The 18211-nt window shown below is 74.2% G+C and carries 18 protein-coding genes; 9 read left to right on the top strand and 9 right to left on the bottom strand.

The annotated features are described in order from the left end of the window. Nucleotides 1-16 precede the first annotated feature (16 nt). The gene (gene soxR / locus NUM_RS36455) at nt 17-463 is read left to right on the top strand and encodes a redox-sensitive transcriptional activator SoxR (RefSeq protein ID WP_207129501.1); all 447 of its coding nucleotides are present in this window, start codon (nt 17-19) and stop codon (nt 461-463) included. A 26-nt stretch (nt 464-489) separates the two neighbouring features. On the opposite strand, the gene NUM_RS36450 is transcribed toward soxR, so the two are convergent. After that, nucleotides 490-1344, bottom strand: a complete 855-nt coding sequence (locus NUM_RS36450; RefSeq protein ID WP_207129500.1) for an NAD(P)-dependent oxidoreductase — start codon at nt 1342-1344, stop codon at nt 490-492. A 176-nt stretch (nt 1345-1520) separates the two neighbouring features. Here NUM_RS36450 and NUM_RS36445 point away from each other — a divergent pair, with 176 nt between their 5' ends. The 3 genes from NUM_RS36445 to NUM_RS36435 all read left to right on the top strand — a co-directional run bounded on the left by NUM_RS36445 (nt 1521) and on the right by NUM_RS36435 (nt 4215). Continuing rightward, nucleotides 1521-2810, top strand: coding sequence for a sensor histidine kinase (locus NUM_RS36445; protein WP_207129499.1), 1290 nt, complete (start codon nt 1521-1523; stop codon nt 2808-2810). A 19-nt stretch (nt 2811-2829) separates the two neighbouring features. Further along, on the top strand, nt 2830-3483 hold the full coding sequence (locus tag NUM_RS36440; protein ID WP_207129498.1) for a response regulator transcription factor: 654 nt from the start codon (nt 2830-2832) through the stop codon (nt 3481-3483). 75 nt (nt 3484-3558) lie between these two features. Then, nucleotides 3559-4215, top strand: a complete 657-nt coding sequence (locus NUM_RS36435) for a tetratricopeptide repeat protein (protein WP_207129497.1) — start codon at nt 3559-3561, stop codon at nt 4213-4215. Between the two features lie 68 nt (nt 4216-4283). On the opposite strand, the gene NUM_RS36430 is transcribed toward NUM_RS36435, so the two are convergent. Both NUM_RS36430 and NUM_RS36425 read right to left on the bottom strand, forming a co-directional pair. Further along, nucleotides 4284-5270 carry an aldo/keto reductase gene (locus NUM_RS36430; protein WP_207129496.1) on the bottom strand — a complete coding sequence of 329 codons (987 nt, stop codon included), beginning with the start codon at nt 5268-5270 and terminating at the stop codon, nt 4284-4286. Between the two features lie 149 nt (nt 5271-5419). After that, nucleotides 5420-7621 carry an alpha-galactosidase gene (locus NUM_RS36425; RefSeq protein ID WP_207129495.1) on the bottom strand — a complete coding sequence of 734 codons (2202 nt, stop codon included), beginning with the start codon at nt 7619-7621 and terminating at the stop codon, nt 5420-5422. A gap of 240 nt (nt 7622-7861) precedes the next feature. On the opposite strand from NUM_RS36425, the gene NUM_RS36420 reads away from it, so the two are divergent. Continuing rightward, nucleotides 7862-8308, top strand: a complete 447-nt coding sequence (locus tag NUM_RS36420) for a hypothetical protein (RefSeq protein ID WP_051802013.1) — start codon at nt 7862-7864, stop codon at nt 8306-8308. An 85-nt stretch (nt 8309-8393) separates the two neighbouring features. Here the strand turns inward: NUM_RS36420 and NUM_RS36415 are convergent, their stop codons facing one another. Further along, nucleotides 8394-9047 carry a response regulator gene (locus NUM_RS36415; RefSeq protein WP_207129494.1) on the bottom strand — a complete coding sequence of 218 codons (654 nt, stop codon included), beginning with the start codon at nt 9045-9047 and terminating at the stop codon, nt 8394-8396. After that, entirely contained in the window at nt 9044-10408 is a 1365-nt protein-coding gene (locus NUM_RS36410; RefSeq protein ID WP_225919079.1) for a sensor histidine kinase, read from the bottom strand. The genes NUM_RS36415 and NUM_RS36410 overlap by 4 nt, the downstream gene beginning before the upstream one ends. 119 nt (nt 10409-10527) lie before the next feature. On the opposite strand from NUM_RS36410, the gene NUM_RS36405 reads away from it, so the two are divergent. Then, nucleotides 10528-11532, top strand: coding sequence for a DUF418 domain-containing protein (locus tag NUM_RS36405; protein ID WP_207129493.1), 1005 nt, complete (start codon nt 10528-10530; stop codon nt 11530-11532). Nucleotides 11533-11540: 8 nt separating this feature from the next. Here NUM_RS36405 and NUM_RS36400 read toward each other — a convergent pair whose 3' ends face one another. Continuing rightward, nucleotides 11541-12224, bottom strand: a complete 684-nt coding sequence (locus NUM_RS36400) for an HAD family hydrolase (protein ID WP_207129492.1) — start codon at nt 12222-12224, stop codon at nt 11541-11543. 61 nt (nt 12225-12285) lie between these two features. Then, complete coding sequence (locus tag NUM_RS36395; RefSeq protein WP_207129491.1) at nt 12286-12765, bottom strand: MarR family transcriptional regulator; 480 nt, start codon at nt 12763-12765, stop codon at nt 12286-12288. A 151-nt stretch (nt 12766-12916) separates the two neighbouring features. Here NUM_RS36395 and NUM_RS36390 point away from each other — a divergent pair, with 151 nt between their 5' ends. Beyond that, entirely contained in the window at nt 12917-13750 is an 834-nt protein-coding gene (locus NUM_RS36390) for an NAD(P)H-binding protein (protein ID WP_207129490.1), read from the top strand. A gap of 171 nt (nt 13751-13921) precedes the next feature. Here the strand turns inward: NUM_RS36390 and NUM_RS36385 are convergent, their stop codons facing one another. Continuing rightward, nucleotides 13922-14302: a winged helix-turn-helix transcriptional regulator gene (locus NUM_RS36385; protein WP_207129489.1), complete on the bottom strand. Its 381-nt coding sequence runs from the start codon at nt 14300-14302 to the stop codon at nt 13922-13924. 81 nt (nt 14303-14383) lie between these two features. Between NUM_RS36385 and NUM_RS36380 the strand changes: the two genes are divergently transcribed. Continuing rightward, nucleotides 14384-15841 carry an MFS transporter gene (locus NUM_RS36380; RefSeq protein ID WP_207129488.1) on the top strand — a complete coding sequence of 486 codons (1458 nt, stop codon included), beginning with the start codon at nt 14384-14386 and terminating at the stop codon, nt 15839-15841. 209 nt (nt 15842-16050) lie between these two features. After that, nucleotides 16051-17076 (top strand): 6-phosphofructokinase, encoded by a 1026-nt coding sequence (locus NUM_RS36375; protein WP_207129487.1) that lies wholly within the window; start codon nt 16051-16053, stop codon nt 17074-17076. A 353-nt stretch (nt 17077-17429) separates the two neighbouring features. Here the strand turns inward: NUM_RS36375 and NUM_RS36370 are convergent. Continuing rightward, nucleotides 17430-18211: SDR family oxidoreductase (locus tag NUM_RS36370; RefSeq protein WP_225919077.1), on the bottom strand; the 782-nt coding region annotated here is incomplete at its 5' end.

Below are 18211 nucleotides of genomic sequence, written 5' to 3'. Positions count from 1 at the left end.
TGTGAAGACTGGCACCATGAGCGAGCTACCCGAGACCCTCACCATCGGCGAACTGGCCGCCCGCAGCGGCGTCGCCGCCTCCGCGCTGCGCTACTACGACAAGCTCGGCCTGCTGCAGTCCGACCGCAGCGGCGGCAACCAGCGCCGGTTCTCCCGCAGCGAGCTGCGCCGGGTCGCGTTCATCCGGATCGCCCAGCGGGTCGGCCTGAGCCTGGACGAGATCCGCGACGCGCTCGCGCTGCTGCCGGAGAACCGTACCCCGACCCGCGGCGACTGGGCGCGACTGTCCCGCGCCTGGCGCAGCCGGCTGGACGACCAGATCCAGCTGATGGAGCGGCTGCGGGACCGGCTCGCCAGCTGCATCGGCTGCGGCTGCCTGTCGCTGAAGAAGTGCGAGCTGAGCAACCCGCACGACGTGCTCGCCACCGACGGCCCCGGCCCCCGCTACCTGATCAACGACTGACCTCGACCGGGCGCGGCCCGCCGCGATCAGTCCTGGTACACGCGGTAGACGGCGGCCATGTCGGCGGCGCCGTGGCCGTCGGCGAGCGCCTGCTCGTACCGGGCGCGTACCGCGGCGGCGAGCGGCGCGGACTGCCCGGCCGCCGCGGCCGCCTCGCCGACCAGCCGGGCGTCCTTGACCGCGAGCGACAGCGGGAAGCTCGGCGGGAACTCGCCGGCCAGCATCGCCGCGCCCTTGCCCTGCACGTACCCGGCGTCCAGACCGCCGCCGCGGATGGTGTCCAGGAACAGGTGCGGATCCAGCCCGAGCGCGGCGGCCAGCGACAACGATTCGGCGGTGCCGACGGTCAGCGTCTCCAGCCACGAGTTGATCACCAGCTTGAGCCGGCTGCCGGCGCCGGCCGGACCCACCCACAGGGTGCGTGACCCGATCGCGTCGAACACCGGCGCGCACCGCTCGCGCGCCCGGTCCGGACCGGACGCCAGGACGACCAGCGCGCCCTGCTCGGCGGGCTGCCGGGTACCGAGCACCGGCGAGTCCACGTACGTCAGGCCCTGCGCCGCGGCCAGGCCGGCGAACTCGTCCGCGTACGCGGTGCCGACGGTGCTGGCCTGGATCCACAGCCGGTCGGCGCCCGACTCCGCGTCGAGCCCGACCATCACCTCCCGCACCGCGGGCCCGTCGGACAGCATCGTCAGGACGATCCCGGCGCCGAGGACCGCCTCGGTCGGGGTCGCGGCGACGACGGCGCCGCGGTCGGCGAGCGGTCGGGCCCGGTCCGGCGTCCGGTTCCAGGCGCGGACCGAGAACCCCGCGTCGAGCAGGTTGGCCGCGATCGGCAGCCCCATGATTCCGGTACCCAGTACCGCGATTGTCGTCATTCCCCCAGCATGCCGCGCCGGCGCGCAGTGCGCCGCCGGGCCGCGGATCCGGCGGCGAACCCTGGATCAGCGTCCGCCCCGGGCACGCCCGCGGGCGGCGGGCTCCCCCGCGCGGGGGAGGCGGGTCCCGCGTCGTAGCGGGGTGGCCGCCCGGCCGGTACCGGCACAATGGCGGCATGCGAGCGACCCGGTCACCGGTGGTACGGCCGCTGACCGCGCACAGCACGCGGCAGCGGCTGGTGTTCCTGCTGCTCGGCAGCGGGCTGGCGGTCGCGTTCGCGTCGCTGGACGCGGCGGTGCTCGGCGCCGTCTCGGCGGCCCGGCTGCCGCTGCCGCTCGCCGCGCTGGTGTTCCTGGCCGTCACCGTGGCGCCGCCGGCACTGCTCGGACTGCTCCCGGCGGTACGGGTGGTCGAGGGAGCCGCGGCCCGCAACCTGCTGCACGTGGCGCTGCCGGAGCCGCTGCCCGCGCCGCATGACTTCGACGCCCGCTGGCGCGCCGCGCTCTGGTTCCTGCTGCACCTGGTCGCCGGCGCGATCATCGGCGCCGCGCTGCTCGCCGCGGCGTCCTGGGTGATCACCCTGGCGGCCGCGCCGTTCACCGCTCGCCCGCTGGTACCCGGGCTGCCGACCGGCGCGCCCGCCGCCTGGCTGCTGTTGCTGGTGATCCCGACGGTGCTGGTGTTCGGCTACCTCGTGGCCGGGGTGGGCGCGGCGATGGCGCGGATCGCGGCGCCGCTGCTCGGGCCGTCCCCGGCGGAGCGGCTGGCCGAGGTCGAGGCGAGCGCGGCCCGGCTGGCCGAGCGCAACCGGCTGGCCCGGGAGCTGCACGACTCGGTCGGGCACGCGCTCACCGTGACCACGCTGCAGGCCGGCGCGGCCGGGCGGGTACTCGACTCCGACCCGGCGTTCGCCCGGAAGGCGCTGGCCGCGATCGAGGAGACCGGCCGGGCCGCGCTCGCCGACCTGGACCACGTGCTCGGGCTGCTGCGTGAGGAGTCCGCGCCGCGCGGGTCGGGCGAGGAGTCCGCGTCGCGCGCGCCGCAGCGCACCCTGGACGACCTGCCCGCGCTGCTGTCCGCATCCGAGGCGACCGGCCTGCCGGTACGGGCGAGCGTGCCGGACCGCATCACCGGGGTGCCGGCGGTGGTGTCGCGCGAGGCGTACCGGATCGTGCAGGAGTGCCTGACGAACGCGCTGCGGCACGCCGGCCGGGTACCGGTGGACCTGCGGCTGCGGCTGACCGAGGACGCGCTGGAGCTGGAGCTGACCAACGAGCTGTCCACGATGGACGCTCCGACCCGGCCGACCGGCGGTCGCGGCCTCGCCGGCATCGCCGAGCGGGTCGCGTTGCTGTCCGGCACGATGACCGCGGCGCCGACCGACGGCAACTGGCGGGTCGCGGTGCGGCTGCCGCTGGGGCGCACCCCGGGACGGCCACCCGATGTGGAAAAGACCTCTTCGTGACGAACCCCGGGAGAACGGCATGACGGTGCGGATCCTGCTCGCCGACGACGAGGCGCTGGTACGGGCCGGGCTGGCCGCGGTGCTCGGCGCCGAACCGGACCTGACCGTGGTCGGCGAGGCGTCCGACGGCGCCGAGGTGCTGCCGCTGGTCCGCTCGACGCGTCCGGACGTGGTGCTGATGGACGTCCGGATGCCCGACGTGGACGGCATCCAGGCCACCCGGTCGCTGGTCGACCGGTTCGACGACCCGCCCCGCATCCTGGTCGTCACCACGTTCGAGAACGACGACTACGTGTACGAGGCGCTGCGTGCCGGCGCGGCCGGCTTCCTGCTCAAGCGGGCCCGGCCGGACGAGATCGTGCAGGCGGTACGCACCGTCGCGCGCGGCGACTCGCTGCTGTTCCCGGCCGCGATCCGTAGCCTCGCGGGGCGGTCGGCACACACCGACGGCGGCGACCGGCTGGCCGCCGCGAAGCTGACCGGGCGGGAGGGCGAGGTACTGCGGCTGATGGCGCGCGGGCTGTCCAACGCCGAGATCGCCACCGAGCTCTACCTCGGCGTCGAGACGGTCAAGACGCACGTCGGCAACGTGCTCGCCAAGCTCGCCGCCCGCGATCGCACCCAGGCCGTGATCTTCGCGTACGAGTCGGGCTTCATCACCCCCGGCGCCTGACCACGATCCGCCGAGTCGCCGTCGGCAGCGAGGTGCGGCGGCGCGTCGTGGACCCGGGGAGGGCAGGATGGGGCGATGGGGACGGACGAGCGGTTGACGGCGGCGGACGACGCGTACCAGCGGGCGGTGTTCGCGGGGGACGCCGGCGGGCTGGGGGCCGCCGAGCGCGGACTCGACGCGCTCGACGCGGACGCGGCACTGACCCGCGGCCGGCTGCTGCACGCGCGGTACCTGGCCCGGCGGGACACCGACCCGGGCGAGGACCCGCGGGAACTGCCGCTGTTCGAGCGGGCGCTCGCCGGCTACCAGGCGTCGGGTGACACGCGCGGCGAGGCCGAGGCGCTGTTCTGGATCGGCTGCGTGCACCAGGTGGTGCGCGGCGACGACGCGACCGCGGTACCGCTGTTCGAGCGCGGCACCGAGCTCGCCGAGGCCGCCGGCGACCGGCTGACCCTGTCGTACCTGCTGCGTCACCTCGGCATCGCCGCGCACCAGGAGGGGAACCTGACCGAGGCGCGCGAGCTGCTGGAGCGGTCCACGCGGCTGCGCCGCGAGCTGCACTTCGACGCCGGGGTGGCGGCCAACCTGGTCGGGCTGGCGTACCTCGCGCACGCCGAGGGCCGGCGCGCGGACGCGACGGCCCTGCTCGACGAGGGCGACCGGCTGTGCGCCGCCGCCGGCGCGCACGGCATCGCCGCCCACCTCGCCCAGGCCCGTACCAACCTGGGCTGAGGCCGAGCCGCGGGCCGCGCGACCCGTCGTGGCAGCGACGGGTCGCGCGGCCGGAACACCGCCAGCCGTCAGGCCGCGGTGTCGAGGCGGGCGCGCTGGTCGTCGGTGAGTTCGAGATCGACGGCGGCGAGGCTCTCGTCGAGCTGGGCCACCGACGACGCGCCGACCAGCGGAATCACCGCCGGCTGGCCGCCGATCAACCAGGCCAGTACCACCTGGTTGACGGTGCCGCCGGTCTCGGCCGCGACCTGCCGCAGCACCTCCAGCCGGCGCGGCGTGCCGGGATGGTCGAACTCGGCCGCGAACGGCTTGTCGGTGCGGGTGTAGCCGCCGGACAGCAGCGGCGTGTACGCCACCAGCGCCAGTTCCGGGTTCTCGTCGGCGTAGGCGAGCAGGTCCGCCCCGGCCGTACCGATCTGGCCGTGCGAAGACAGCTGGTGCGGTGGGTCGGTGCGCGGGCGCAGGTAACTGTGCCGGTACTGGAGCACCTCGTAGCCGGCCAGCCCGCGGCCGGCGGCCAGGTTCCGGGCCCGTTCCACCCGCCAGGACCAGTGGTTGCTGGCGCCGAGCAGGCCGACGGAGCCGTTCTTCACGAGCTCCCCGAAGCCCTCGACGGTCTCCTCGATCGGGGTCGCCCGGTCCTCGATGTGCGCGTACAGCAGGTCGATCCGGTCGACGCCGAGGCGTTCGGCGCTGGCGGCGGACGACTCCCGGATCACCCGCGCGGACAGCCCTTCCCCGTTCTCCAGGTAGTGCGTGCCGGCGGCCAGCGGCCGGGCGCCGAGCTTGGTGGCGATGACGATCTCGCTGCCGATGCCGCGGCTGCGCCGCCACCGGCCGAGCAGCGCCTCGCTCTCGCCGCCCTGCGTGCCGTTGATCCAGAACGCGTAGTTGTCCGAGGTGTCGATGAACGTGCCGCCGGCCTCGACGTACCGGTCGAGGATCGCGAACGAGGTCTCTTCGTCGGTCTGGGTGCCCATCAGCATCGCGCCGAGGCTGAGCACACTGACCTCGCGGCGAGTGGCCGGGGCCGTCCCGATGGTGCGGTACTTCATCACGTGTTCCCTCTCGCTGTCGTGATGCGCGGGCGGCGCCGCGCCGGTGACGCGGCGCCGCCACGAACGGCCGGGCAGGACGACTGCCAGGCCCGAGAAGGAAGTCTGGATGCTGGACCGCGGTCCAGGTCAAGCTCGACGGCCGCCGGTCAGTCGTCGATCCGGGTCAGGTGCACCAGCACGGAGTCGTAGTCGCCCTGCAGCCGCACCGGCAGCCCGTAGGTGTGCAGCGCCGCCCCGGTGAACTCGACGTCGAAGCCGTTGGCCCGGTACCGCGCCGCCGGGTCCAGGCCGGCCAGCCGCAGCACCGGTGGCCGCTGGCCGAACCGCTGCGCGCCGAGGAACGCCAGCACCACCGCCTGCGCCCGGTCGGCGGTCACGTACTGCACCGCGGACAGCCCGTCGGACGGCGGCCGCAGCCGGTACAACCGTCCATGTTGGACGATCGAGCGAACCTTCTTGTACTGCGTGATCAGCTCCGCCGCCTCGTCCAGCTCGGCGTCGGACCACTCGGACAGGTCGCCGCCGACGCCGAGCACGCCGGCCATCGCGACGTGGAACCGGTACCGCAGCGGCACGGTGCGCGGGTCGAGGAAGTTCGGCACGTCGGTCACCCAGCACGACATCGCGCGGGCCGGGTAGAGCTGGCTGTACCCGTGCTGGATGATCAGCCGGTCCGGCCCGTCGGTGTTGTCGGAGGTCCACACCTGGTCGGTACGGGCGAGGATGCCCAGGTCGATCCGGCCGCCGCCACCGGAGCAGGACTCGAACGCCACGTCCGGGTGCGCGGCACGCAGCCGGTCGAACACGCGGTAGAGGTTGTGCACGTGGTCGGTCCACAGCCGGGCCGGATTGTCCGCGTTGGACGGCCAGCCGGGCTCGGTGAAGACCCGGTTCATGTCCCACTTGACGAACCGGATGTCGTTGTCCGACAACAGGGTGTCCAGCTGGGTGAACATCCACTCGGCGACGTCCGGCCGGGCCAGGTTGAGCACCAGCTGGTTGCGCATCTGGTGCCGGGTTCGCTCGGGGAAGTGGTAGACCCAGTCCGGGTGCTCGCGGTAGAGGTCGGAGTCGGGGTTGACCATCTCCGGCTCGACCCAGATGCCGAAGTCCATGCCGAGCCGGCGCACCTCGTCGATCAGCGGCGTCAGCCCGTTCGGGAACCGGTCCGGGTTGACCCGCCAGTCGCCGAGGCCGGCCTCGGCGCTGGTGCGCGCGCCGAACCAGCCGTCGTCCATCACGAACAGCTCGCAGCCGATCCGGGCCGCCTTCGCCGCCAGTGCCAGCTGGTTCTGCTCGTTGACGTCGAAACCCGTTGCCTCCCAGGAGTTGTACAGCACCGGTCGGTTGGCGTCCGCGTTCGCCAGCACGTGCCGCATGGTGTAGTCGTGCCAGCCGCGGCTGGCCGCACCGAAACCGTCCGATGTGTACAGTCCGGCGAACGTCGGGGTGTCCAGCGACTCGCCGGCCGCGAGCCGGTACGGGCCGAAGTCGGTGTGCCCCAGGCCACCCAGCACCTGCATGCCGCCCTGGCCGAGCCGCTGCGCGGCGAACTCCCACGAGCCGGACCAGGCCAACGCTCCACTGTAGACGGACCCGGTCTGCTCGGTGGCGGTACCGTCGTCCAGCGCGAACCACGGGTTCGCGTGGTGGCTGGTGATGCCGCGCCGGCTGCCGATGGTGAACGTGCCCTCGGTCAGCTCCTGCCGGCGCAGCTGCGTTTCCGCGCTCCACCGCCCGATCAGGTGCGACAGCCGGTAGGAGTCCCACTCGGGCAGCGTCCAGGCGGCCGAGTCGATCCGGTCCAGCTCGATCACCGCGCTGCCGGTGTTGGTCGCGGTCACCCACCGTTCGATCACGTCGGTACCGGCCTGGATCCGGTAGTGCACCGCGACGGTGAGCGGGAAGTACGCGTCGGTGAACTCCAGCGTCAGCTCGTGCACCCCGGCGTCGTGGGTGGCGCTGCTGCCGGTCAGCCGCCACTCCACCGACCGGACGTCGCCGGCGAACCGGGCGGCGAGCGCCGGGCGGGCGAACCGCAGTCCGCCGGCCACCGGGTACTCCTCGGCGCCGTCCAGCGGCGACTCGAACCCGCGCCGGCTCCACCGGGACCGCTGCACCGCGGCGATCTGTACCGCGTCGGCGAGCGTCACCGGGGCACCCCAGTACACGTGCAGCAGCACGTCGGGCAGCTGCTGGCGGTGCACCGTGACCTCGGGCGGGCAGGCCACCGCGTAGGCGGTGCCGGGGGTGCGCAGCAGCCACACCCGCGCCTCGTCGTCGTGGTCGATGCCGACACTGTTTCCGCCAGCCCGGTCATCGCCGACTCGCGTCGTCCGTACAGCCATGCACACTCCTTGATCGAACGTCTCCGCACATCCTGCCCCACTTTTCAACACCCGCAACCGGCCGTGGGGTACGACCTCGCGGCGTTCCGACCGGTCAGCCGACCCGCCAAGGATCGACACGCCGTGATCTGTGCGAGAAACCAGTCACTGTGGTGCTGACGACACGAGCGGATCGAAACCAATCGATACACCGTGTCGAATCATTCAACGGACGACACCGGAACACAGTGAGGGGTAATCATGAACAAGACGCTCCGCAAGCTCGCCGTCGGCGGCGCGGCGGCGGTGGCAGCGGTCGGCCTCGGCGCCCTGGTGGCTCCGTCTCCGGCGCTCGCCGTCTCGGCCAGCGCGTTGTGCGGCGACAACTACCACAACATCGACTCGCACACGCTGTCGCACAACGGCAGCACCGTCGCGGTGATCTACCTGTCCTACAACGGATCCACCGACTGCGTGGTGACCGAGAAGTACCAGCTCACCAGCTTCGGCACGATCACCGGCGCGTGGGTGCAGCCGGAGGGCTCCACCCAGACCTCCGACGAGTCGTACTACAACTCCTACGCCGGCCCGGTCCGCCGGTCGGCGGCGGGCACCTGCATCAAGTGGGGCGGCGACGCGACCTACCACGTCAGCGGCGACACGTACGCCCTGCTGACCTGGACCAGCGGCTGGTCGCACTGCGGCTGACCGGGGAGATCCGGGGCCGGGCCGGGGGTACGTCCCGGCTCGGTCCCGGATCGGCACGGGTCGCGGCCGGTGTCTCCCGGCCGGATCAGGACGGGTCGACGTGGCCGTGCTCCCAGGCCCACGCGGCGATCTCCACCCGGTTGCGCAGCCCGAGCTTGGTCTGGATGCCGGACACGTGGCTCTTCACCGTGCTCAGCGAGATGAACAGCTCCGCCGCCACCTCCCGGTTCGTCCGGCCCCGGGCGATCGCGCGGACCACCTCGAGCTCCCGGTCGGACAGCGGCCGGCCGGGCCGATCGGTGCCACGCGTCGCCGGCGCGAGCCGTTGCAGCAGCCGCAGCGTGATCGACGGTGACACCAGCGCGTCCCCGCGGTGCGCCGCCCGTACCGCCTCGGCGAGCAGCACCGGGCCGGCGTCCTTGAGCACGAAGCCGACCGCGCCGCCGCGCAGCGCTCCGTACACGTACTCGTCCAGGTCGAACGTGGTCACCACCACCACCTTCAGCGGCTCCGGCACCCCGGGGCCGGCCAGCGCGCGGGTCACCTCGATGCCGTCCAGCCGCGGCATCCGCACGTCGACCAGGCACACGTCCGGGCGCAGCCGGCGGGCCGCCTCGATCGCCTCGACGCCGTCGGCCGCCTCCGCGACGACGGCGATGTCCGGCTGCGCGTCCAGGATCAGCCGCAGCCCGCCGCGCACCAGCGCCTGGTCGTCGGCCAGCAGCACCCGGATGCTCACCGCGACTCACCCACCGGTACCGGCAGGGTGGCGACGACCGACCAGCCGGCGTCCGGCCGCGGGCCCGCCTGCAGGGTGCCGCCCAGCGCCTCGATCCGCTCCCGCATGCCGAGCAGCCCGTACCCGCCGGGCCGGCGCCGGGCCCGCACCGCGGCGCCATCGTCGGTCACCGTGACCGTCAGGTACGGCCCGGCGTCGGTCACCGTCGCCACCACCTCGGTGGGCTGCGCCGCGTGCCGCGCCACGTTCGTCAACGCCTCCTGTACCAGCCGGTACACGGTGCTGGCCACCTCCACCGGCCAGGCCGGTTCGGGGTCCGGCAGTACCAGCCGCACCGGCGGTCCGTGCGCGGCGAACCGGTCCGCCAGCTCGCGCAGTTGCGCCGCGCCGACCGGCATCGGGTCGGTCTCCCCCGTACCGTCGCGCAGCAGGCCGAGCACCCGGCGCATCGCGGCGAGCGCGTCGGCGCCGGCGCTCTCGATCCGGGCCAGCGCCTCGTCCAGCCGCGCCCCGTCGCCGCTGGCCAGCCCGACGCCGTCCGCACTGTTCAGCCCGGTCCCGTCTCCGCCGGCCGGCCCGGGCCCAGCGCCGCTGGCAAGACCGGTACCGGCGCCGCCGCCCAGACCGGCCCCGGCGCCGCTGGCAAGACCGGGCCCAGCGCCGCTGGCCGGACCGGACCCGGCGCCGCTGGCCAGACCGGGCCGGGCGCTGCTGGACAGATCGGGCCCGGGGCGGCCGGTCAGCAGGCGGGCCGCCTGGGTCTGCAGGACGATGCCGGTGACGTGGTGCGCGACCACGTCGTGCAGCTCGCGGGCCAGCGCCAGCCGCTCGTCCCGGCGTACCTGTTCGGCGGCGGCACGGCGGCGCAGGTCGAGCAGCCGCAGCAGCAGCCCGCCGGCGACCGCGGCGAGGACCCCGACGGCGTCCAGCAGGACCAGGTTCGTACCACCCGGGGCGACGAGCAGCGCGGCCGACCAGCTGCCCGCGGCCAGGACGAGTCCGCACGCCGCCACGGCGGTCGCGCGGCGCGGCGGCAGCGCCCGTACCGCGGCGGCGACCAGGACCGCGAGCGCCAGCGCCAACGTCGGGCTCGGCTCCCGGGGCAGCCCGGCCACCAGCGCCACCGGTACCGCCAGCGCCGCCACGGCGAGCCCGACCGCGGCGGTGACCGTACGGTTGCGGTGCCGGCACACCGCGGCCGCGCCGGCCACCGCGCCGACCGCGACGTCGAAGATCCAGTACCCGCCGCCCCAGCTGGTGCCGATCGCCACCGCCTGCACGCCGAGCCCGGCGGCGAGCAGCCCGGCCAGCGCGACCCGGCCCGCCCACCGCAGTGCACCGGCCCCCGTCCGTTCCGCCACGCCGATCACGGTACGCAGCCGGCCGGCCGGCCGAACCGGTCAGAAGTACGACGCGCGCCCGCGCCGGCCGTGCTTCGGACCGATGTGGCTCGCGGGGTTCCCCGCCGACGATGGCCGGCATGGCTACCGAATCACGCTCCGTACCCGAACGCACGGCGACCGCGCCGGCCGCGCCGCCGGGCCGGATCTCGGCGCTCGACGTGCTGCGCGGGTTCGCCCTATGCGGGATCCTCGTCGTCAACGTGCAGCCGATCGCCAACGCCGGCGCGCGGGTGCTGGACGACACCGGTACCTCGGCGCAGTGGCCCGGCCTGCTGTTCGACCAGCGGTTCTTCCCGATCTTCTCGCTGCTGTTCGGGATCGGGTTCGCGCTGCTGCTGCGCTCGGCCGGGCAGCGCGTCGCCCGGCCCCGGGTCGTACTGCTGCGCCGGCTGCTGGTGCTGCTCGCCGTCGGGCTGGCGCACCACCTGCTGCTCTGGCAGGGCGACATCCTCGCCGTCTACGCGGTCGTCGGGCTGGCCGTACTGCTGCCGCTGTCGTTCGCGCCGCGCTGGCTGACGGCGGCGCTGGCGGTGCCGGTGCTCGCCGCCGGGCTGGTCGTCGGTACCGGGTTCTTCTCGCTGATCCCGGGGCTGTTCCTGGTCGGTGCGGCGCTCACCCGGTACGGCGTGGTGGACCGGCTGGACCGGGCCCGGCTCGCGCCGTGGCTGCTGCTGCCCGCGTTCGCGGTGGCCACCGCACCGGTGCTGTACGTGCAGCTGACGAACGGCGGGCCGCGCGCCTTCGCGCTCGCCGGGCTGCTCACCGCCGGCGCCTACTGCTGCGGCCTGCTGGCGTTGCTCGGCACACCGCTGGCACCGGCGCTGCGGGTGCTGTTCACCCCGCTGGGCCGGCTGGCGCTGACCAACTACCTGACCGCCACCGTGCTGGTCCGGCTGGTCGCGCCGCTGCTGGGCGGCCGCCCGGAGAACTGGTCGTCCGGGACGGTACTGGCGATCGCCGGCCCGATTCTCGCCGCGCAGTGGGTGTTCGGCACGCTGTGGCTGCGCCGGTACCGGCAGGGCCCGCTGGAGTGGCTCTGGCGCTGGGCGACCTGGGCCCGCCGCACTCCGCTCCGCCGGTGACGGGTGGTTCAGCGGTCGCCGGCGAGCGACCGCTCGTCGCGCAGCAGGTCGGGTAGCTCGCCGAGGTGCGCCAGCGCCGGGCCGGGCCAGGCCGGGTCGCTGTCGGCGTACTGGGTGGTGCGCAGCACGGTCATGCCGACGCCGGCGGCGCCGGCCAGTTCGCCGTCCGCGCCGTCGCCGACGAAGACGCAGTCGGCCGGATCCGTCCCGAGCCGTTCGGCGGCGAGCCGGTAGATCGCCGGGTCCGGCTTGACCAGCCGGACCGCGCAGGAGAACACGGCGGTGTCGAACCGTTCGGCCAGCGGGCTGTCCGGCCAGGCCTCGGCCGTCTCGGCGGTGGCGTTGCTGATCAGCGCGAGCTGCCGGCCGTCGGCCCGGAGCCGGTCGAGCACGGCCAGGGTCGGCGCGGGGACGGCGTTCAGCACCCGGCCGGCGAACGACCGGCGCAGTTCGGCGGCGGCCGTGACCTGCGCGTCGGTCGGGTCGGCGCCGAGCCCGCGAGCAAGGACGCGCACCGCCTCGGTCAGGCTCCACCGCACCTGCCGGTCCCGCCAGCTGTCGTGGTACGCCTCGACCAGCGCGCCCGGCGCGACCCCGAGCACCGTGGCCATCTCCCGCACGACCTGGTCCCGGCCCTCGTCGGCGCCGTGCAGCAGCGTGTTGAACAGGTCGAAGATCACCGGTACTGGCACCACCGGATGATAGGCGGCCGTGCCGCGACCCGCCCCACCGCCGACCGGGGGACGGTACCGGCTACCCCTTCTCGGCGACGGTGTCGGCGGCGTCGGTGGCGGCCCGGGTGGCGCGGTCGAGGAAGTCGGCCAGCAGTTCCAGCTGCTCCGGCGTGTACCGGGCGAGGATCTGGTCGAGCGACCGGTTCATCGGCCCGTACAGCCGGAGGATCTCGGCGTTGCGCTCGCGTACCGGGGTCAGCACGACGGCGCGGCGGTCGACCGGGTCGCGGTCCCGGGTGATCCACCCGGCACTCTCCAGCCGGTTGAGGATGCCGGTCAGCGTCGCGGGGTGTACCCCGGCGTGCCGGGCGAGCGCCGTCGGGGTCAGCGGCGCGTACCGGTCGATGAGGTCCAGGCATTCCAGGTCGACGGCCCGCAGCTCGAGCCGGCCACCGACGGCCTGGCTGAGCATGCCGAGCTGGCTGCTCAGCGCGCGCAGCCGGGTCCTGATGGTGCCGGCGAGCCGGCGCCGACCGCCGCCCGCTGCTGCTGTGCTCATCCGCCCCTCGACATCCGTGTTCCTCCGGCCCAGGGATTGTACGGACCCGCCCGCCCGGTGGCGATCGACCGTGAACTACGAGACTCATATATTACGAGTACCAAAGTAGATGCTATGGTTCTCGTATCACATGCGAAAGCCGGAGGTTGACATGATCGTGGTGACCGGGGCGACCGGGCTGATCGGCCGGCAGGTGGTCGAAGCCCTTGCCGCACAAGGAAACCCGGTGCGTGCGGTGACGCGCGACCGGAACGCGACGATGCCGCCCGGCGTCGAGGTCGCCGCACCCGGCCCGGCCGCGTACCAGGGGGCGACGGCGCTGTTCGTCAACGGGCGCGCGGTGCGGGACGCCGCGGCGGCGGAGGTTGCCCGCGCGGTCGAGGCCGGGGCGCGGCGGATCGTCGCCCTGTCGGCGATCAACGTCGACGACGACCCCGCGTACCAGCCGTCCCGGTTCCAGGGCGACCGGAACCGGGAGGCCGAGGCCGCCGCGGTCGGCAGCGGCGTGCCCTGGGTGAGCCTGCGGGCCTGCACGTTCGCCGACAACACCCGGCTGGCCTGGGGGCCGCAGCTGCAGGTCGGCGACGTGGTGCGGTACGGGTACCCGACGTTCCAGGAGGCCCACCTGGACGACCGCGACCTCGCCGAGGTGGCGGTCCGGGCGCTCGTCGACCCCGACCTGTCCCACCGCCGGCTGGTACTCACCGGGCCGGAGTCGTTGTCGCTCAAGGAGACGCTGGACCAGCTCGGCGAGGTGCTCGACCGCCCGCTGGAGTACGCCGCGCTGTCACCGGAGGACGCGCACGCCGCGATGGTGGCCCGCGGCCTGCCGGCCGAGTTCGTCACCGCGCTGATGGCCCGGTACGCCCGCTACGACCACACGCCGCACCCGGTCACCGACGACGTCGCGACGGTCCTCGGCCGCCCCGCCCGGACGTTCCGGCAGTGGGCCGCCGACCACACGGCCCTGTTCGCCCGCCGCTGACCGGCGCCGTCCCGCCCGCCGCCGAACGGTTCGCCCGCCGCTGACCCACACCGCCCCGCCCGCCGCCGGACGGATCGGCCGCCGCTGCCCCACACCGTCCCATCCGCCGCCGGACGGTTCGCCCGCGCCGTCCGGTCCGCGCCGTTTCGGCGCGCGGGCCGGGCGACCGGCTCAGTGGCTGGCGTCGTACGCGCTGCGGGCGGTGGCGATGTCGTCCCGGTGCCGCTCGGCCCAGCTGGTCAGGGTGAACAGCGCGTCGTGCAGCTCCAGCGCCATCGGCGTCGCCGCGTACTCGACCTTCGGCGGCACGGTGGGGTGCACGGTGCGGGTGAGCAGCCCGTCGCGCTCCAGGTTGCGCAGCGTCAGGGTGAGCATCCGGCGGCTGATGCCGGTGATGGTGCGCTCCAGCTCGGTGAACCGCACCGGCCCGCGGACCGCCTCGACCAGCACGCCGATGCTCCACTTGCCGCCGACCCTGTCTAGTACCTCACGCACCGTGCAGGTCGGACAGTCCACGACCTGGCCTGGTACATCGCTGGTACTCCGTGACATGGATGTGCCTCCTTCCGCACGACCCGATGGTCACACACGATGGCCTCTGTAACAAGTCGTGCACCATTGGGAGGCAAGCCGATGTCCACGTCCCCATCCGTATCCCGCGGCCGGCTGCTCGCGCTCGTGGTGCTGTGCGCCGGGCAGCTGATGGTCATCCTGGACGGCACCATCGTGAACGTCGCACTGCCCACGATCCGGGACGCGCTCGGCTTCGCCCCGGGCAACCTCGCCTGGGTGATGAACGCGTACCTGATCGGGTTCGGCGGGCTGCTGCCACTGGCCGGCCGGCTCGGCGACCTGATCGGCCGCAAGCGGGTCTTCGTGACCGGGCTGGTCGCGTTCGTCGCCGCGTCCGCGCTGTGCGCCGCCGCGGTGGACCAGGCGATGCTGATCGCCGCCCGGTTCGTGCAGGGCGCCGGTGGCGCGCTCGCCTCGGCGGTGGTGCTCGGCATGCTGGTCACGCTGTACGAGCAGCCGCGGGAGCGGGCCCGCGCGATCGGCGCGTTCACGTTCGTCGGCTCCGGCGGCGCGTCGATCGGCATCATCGCCGGCGGCGTGCTCACCCAGACCGTCGGCTGGCACTGGATCTTCCTGGTCAACGTGCCGATCGGGCTGGCCGCCGCGGCCCTCGCCGCCCGGGTGCTGCCGGCCGAACGCGGCCTCGGAATGCGGGCCGGCGCCGACGCGGCCGGCGCGGCGCTGGTGACCGCCGGGCTGATGCTCGGCGTGTACACCATCGTCCGGTCCACCGACCAGCCCTGGGCGTACACGCTGGCTACCGGCGTCGCCGCCGGGGCGCTGCTCGCCGGGTTCGTGCTGCGGCAGGCCCGGGCGGCGACGCCGCTGCTGCCGCTGCGGATCTTCGCGGTACGGTCCGTCGCCGGCGGCAACGCGACGCTGCTGCTGGCGATCGCCGGGATGTTCGGGTTCCAGTTCCTGATCGCGCTCTACCTGCGCGAGGTGCTCGGCTACGACCCGCTGCACACCGGGCTCGCGCTGCTGCCCACCTCGCTGACGATCGCGGTGGTCTCGCTGGGCGTCTCGGCCCGCCTCGTCGCCCGGTTCGGCCCGGTCCGGGTGCTTGCCGCCGGCCTGGTCACCATCGCGGTCGGCTTCGCGATCCTCACCCGGCTGCCCAGCCACGACGGGTACCCGGCGCTGCTGCCGGCGCTGGTCGTGCTCGGCGCCGGGTTCGCCACCGCGATGCCGGCCCTGACCGGGCTGGCCATGTCCGGCGCCGATCCGAGCGATTCGGGCGTGGTGTCCGGGTTGTTCAACACCGTGCAGCAGGTCGCCGGCGCGCTCGGCCTCGCCGTACTGTCCACGGTCGCGGCGGCGCACACCCGGCACCTGACCGCCACCGGCGTTGGTGCGGCGGTGGCGCAGACCGCCGGGTACCGGGTGGCGTTCGTGGTCGCCGGCGGGCTCGTACTGGCCGCACTCGCGCTCGCGGTCACCGTGCTCCGCCGTACCGACGACGCGCCGCGGCCGGTGCCGGCGGACCGGGCCGAGCCGGTGCGTACCGGAAGATCTTGAGCGCCGACGCCGGCCGGCGCGCGGTTCGTCCGGTCGGCGCCGGACCCGCTCGGCGTTCGTCCGACGGGCCGTGGGACGTGTGCAGGCACACTGCGAGCACCGGCTGGCCAGCCCTTACCCTGGTTCGCGAACGAGACCGGTACAGCGCCGTGCCGTCCTGGCATCTGTCGGTGACCGCCGGCAGCCGCGACGGACGAAGGGACGACCAGGTGCGTATCGGTATCTTGACCGGCGGTGGCGACTGCCCCGGCCTCAACGCGGTGATCCGTGCGGTGGTGCTGCGCGCGGTGCGCGACCACGGCTGGCAGGTCACCGGCTTCCGGGACGGCTGGCGCGGCGTGCTGGAGGACCACCGGGTCGAACTCGACCCCGCACGGGTACGCGGCATCCTCGCCCGCGGCGGCACCATCCTCGGCTCGTCCCGGGTCAACCCGGACACGCTGCGGGCCAGCATCGACACGATCCGCTCCGTACTCGCGTCGAACGGCATCGACGCGCTGATCCCGGTCGGCGGCGAGGGCACCCTGCAGGCCGCGCACTGGCTGTCGTCGCACGACATCCCGGTCGTCGGGGTACCGAAGACGATCGACAACGACATCGACTGCACCGACGTCACGTTCGGCTTCGACACCGCGGTGGAGATCGCCACCGACGCCATCGACCGGCTGCACACCACCGCCGAGTCGCACCAGCGGGTCATGGTGGTCGAGGTGATGGGCCGGCACACCGGCTGGATCGCGCTGCACTCGGCGCTCGCCGCCGGCGCCCACCAGGTACTCACGCCGGAGACGCCGTTCGACATCGAGCAGGTGTGCGCGGGGCTGCGCCGCCGGTTCGACGACGGCGACAACTTCGCCGTCGTGGTCGCCGCCGAGGGCGCCACGCCGGCGCCGGGCACCATGCCGTTCGACGAGGGGTACATCGACCAGTTCGGGCACCGCCGGTTCGCCGGCATCGCGCGGCAGCTGCAGGCCGAGATCGGCCGCCGGCTCGACCGCGAGGTCACCACCACCGTGCTCGGACACCTGCAGCGCGGCGGCACGCCCACCGCGTACGACCGGGTGCTGGCGTCGCGGCTCGGCGGGCGGGCCGTGGAGGCGATCCGCAACGGGAAGTACGGGACGATGTCCGCGCTGCGCGGTACCCAGATCGAGCTGGTGCCGTTGGTGGATGCGGTGGCTCGGCTGAAGACGGTTCCGGGTGAGACGTGTGCGGAGTTGTCCGCTCTGCTGTGACGTCGTGCTTGCGGGGTGGTGGTGTGAAGGCCACCTCTGTTCGCTCTTCAACCCCTTGTGGGGGAACGTGGGGAGGGGGCTTCGCCCCTCCCCACACCCCTCCCCGTCAAGGGGGCCTTCGCCCCCTTGACCATCCCCCGCCGGGAGACCAGAGACGAGATCCTGACACCGCCTGGCACGCCTCGGAACGTCGGGGAACGGTGATCGGGCCGGACACCCCCTGGCCGCCTCGGAACGTCGGGGAACGGTGATCGGGCCGGACACCGCCTGGCCGCTTCGGAGCGTCGGGGCCGGTTCGGGTGGACGCCGGGCCGGTTCGGGTGGTCGGTTGAGGGTCGTTGGCGGGTGGCGGGTCAGAGGGAAGGGGTGGCGCCGCCGTCTACCAGGATGGTGCTGCCGGTGATGAAGCCTGCGTGGGTGCTGGCGAGGAAGGCGGCGGTGGCCGCGAAGTCGGCCGGGGCGCCGAGCCGGCCGACCGGGATGGTGGCGGCGATGTCGGCAAGGCCCGCGTCGGGGTCGGCGAACTGGCTGGTCAGCGCCGGGGTGCGGTGGTAGCCGGGGGCGAGCACGTTGATGGTGACGCCGTCCGGGCCGATCTCCGGTACCAGCGACTTCGCGTAGCCGGCGAGGCCGGGCCGCACCGTGTTGGACAGGCCGTATTGCGGGCGGGGCGCCCGGATCGTCTCGGAGGCGACGAGCAGGATCCGGCCCCAGCCGGCCGCTCGCAACCGGGGCAGCGTCGCCTGCACGAAGCCGATGTGGGCGAGCAGGCACAGCTCGACGGCGTCCCGGTAGGCGTCCAGGCCGAACGCGGTCACCGGGCCGGCGGGTGGGCCGCCGGCGTTGCTCACCACGATGCCCGGTTCGCCGAGATCGGTTGCCACCGCGTCGATCCAGCCGCGTACCGCGTCCTGGTCGCGCAGGTCGACCCGGTCGGCCCGGACCGACCCGTCGCCACCGACCGGGTGGGCCGCGGCCACCTGGTCGGCGGCGGCGGCGAGGCGCTGCTCGTTCCGGCCGCAGATCGCGACCCGGGCGCCCTCGGCGGCCAGTGCGGTCGCGACGGCCAGGCCGAGCCCGCTGGTCGCGCCGGAGACCAGCGCGACCCGGCCGGCGATACCGAGATCCACCAGGG

Origin of the sequence: Actinocatenispora comari (assembly GCF_017312725.1) — a bacterium.
Lineage (GTDB): Bacteria > Actinomycetota > Actinomycetes > Mycobacteriales > Micromonosporaceae > Actinocatenispora > Actinocatenispora comari.
This window is presented reverse-complemented; position numbering and strand designations above follow the sequence as displayed.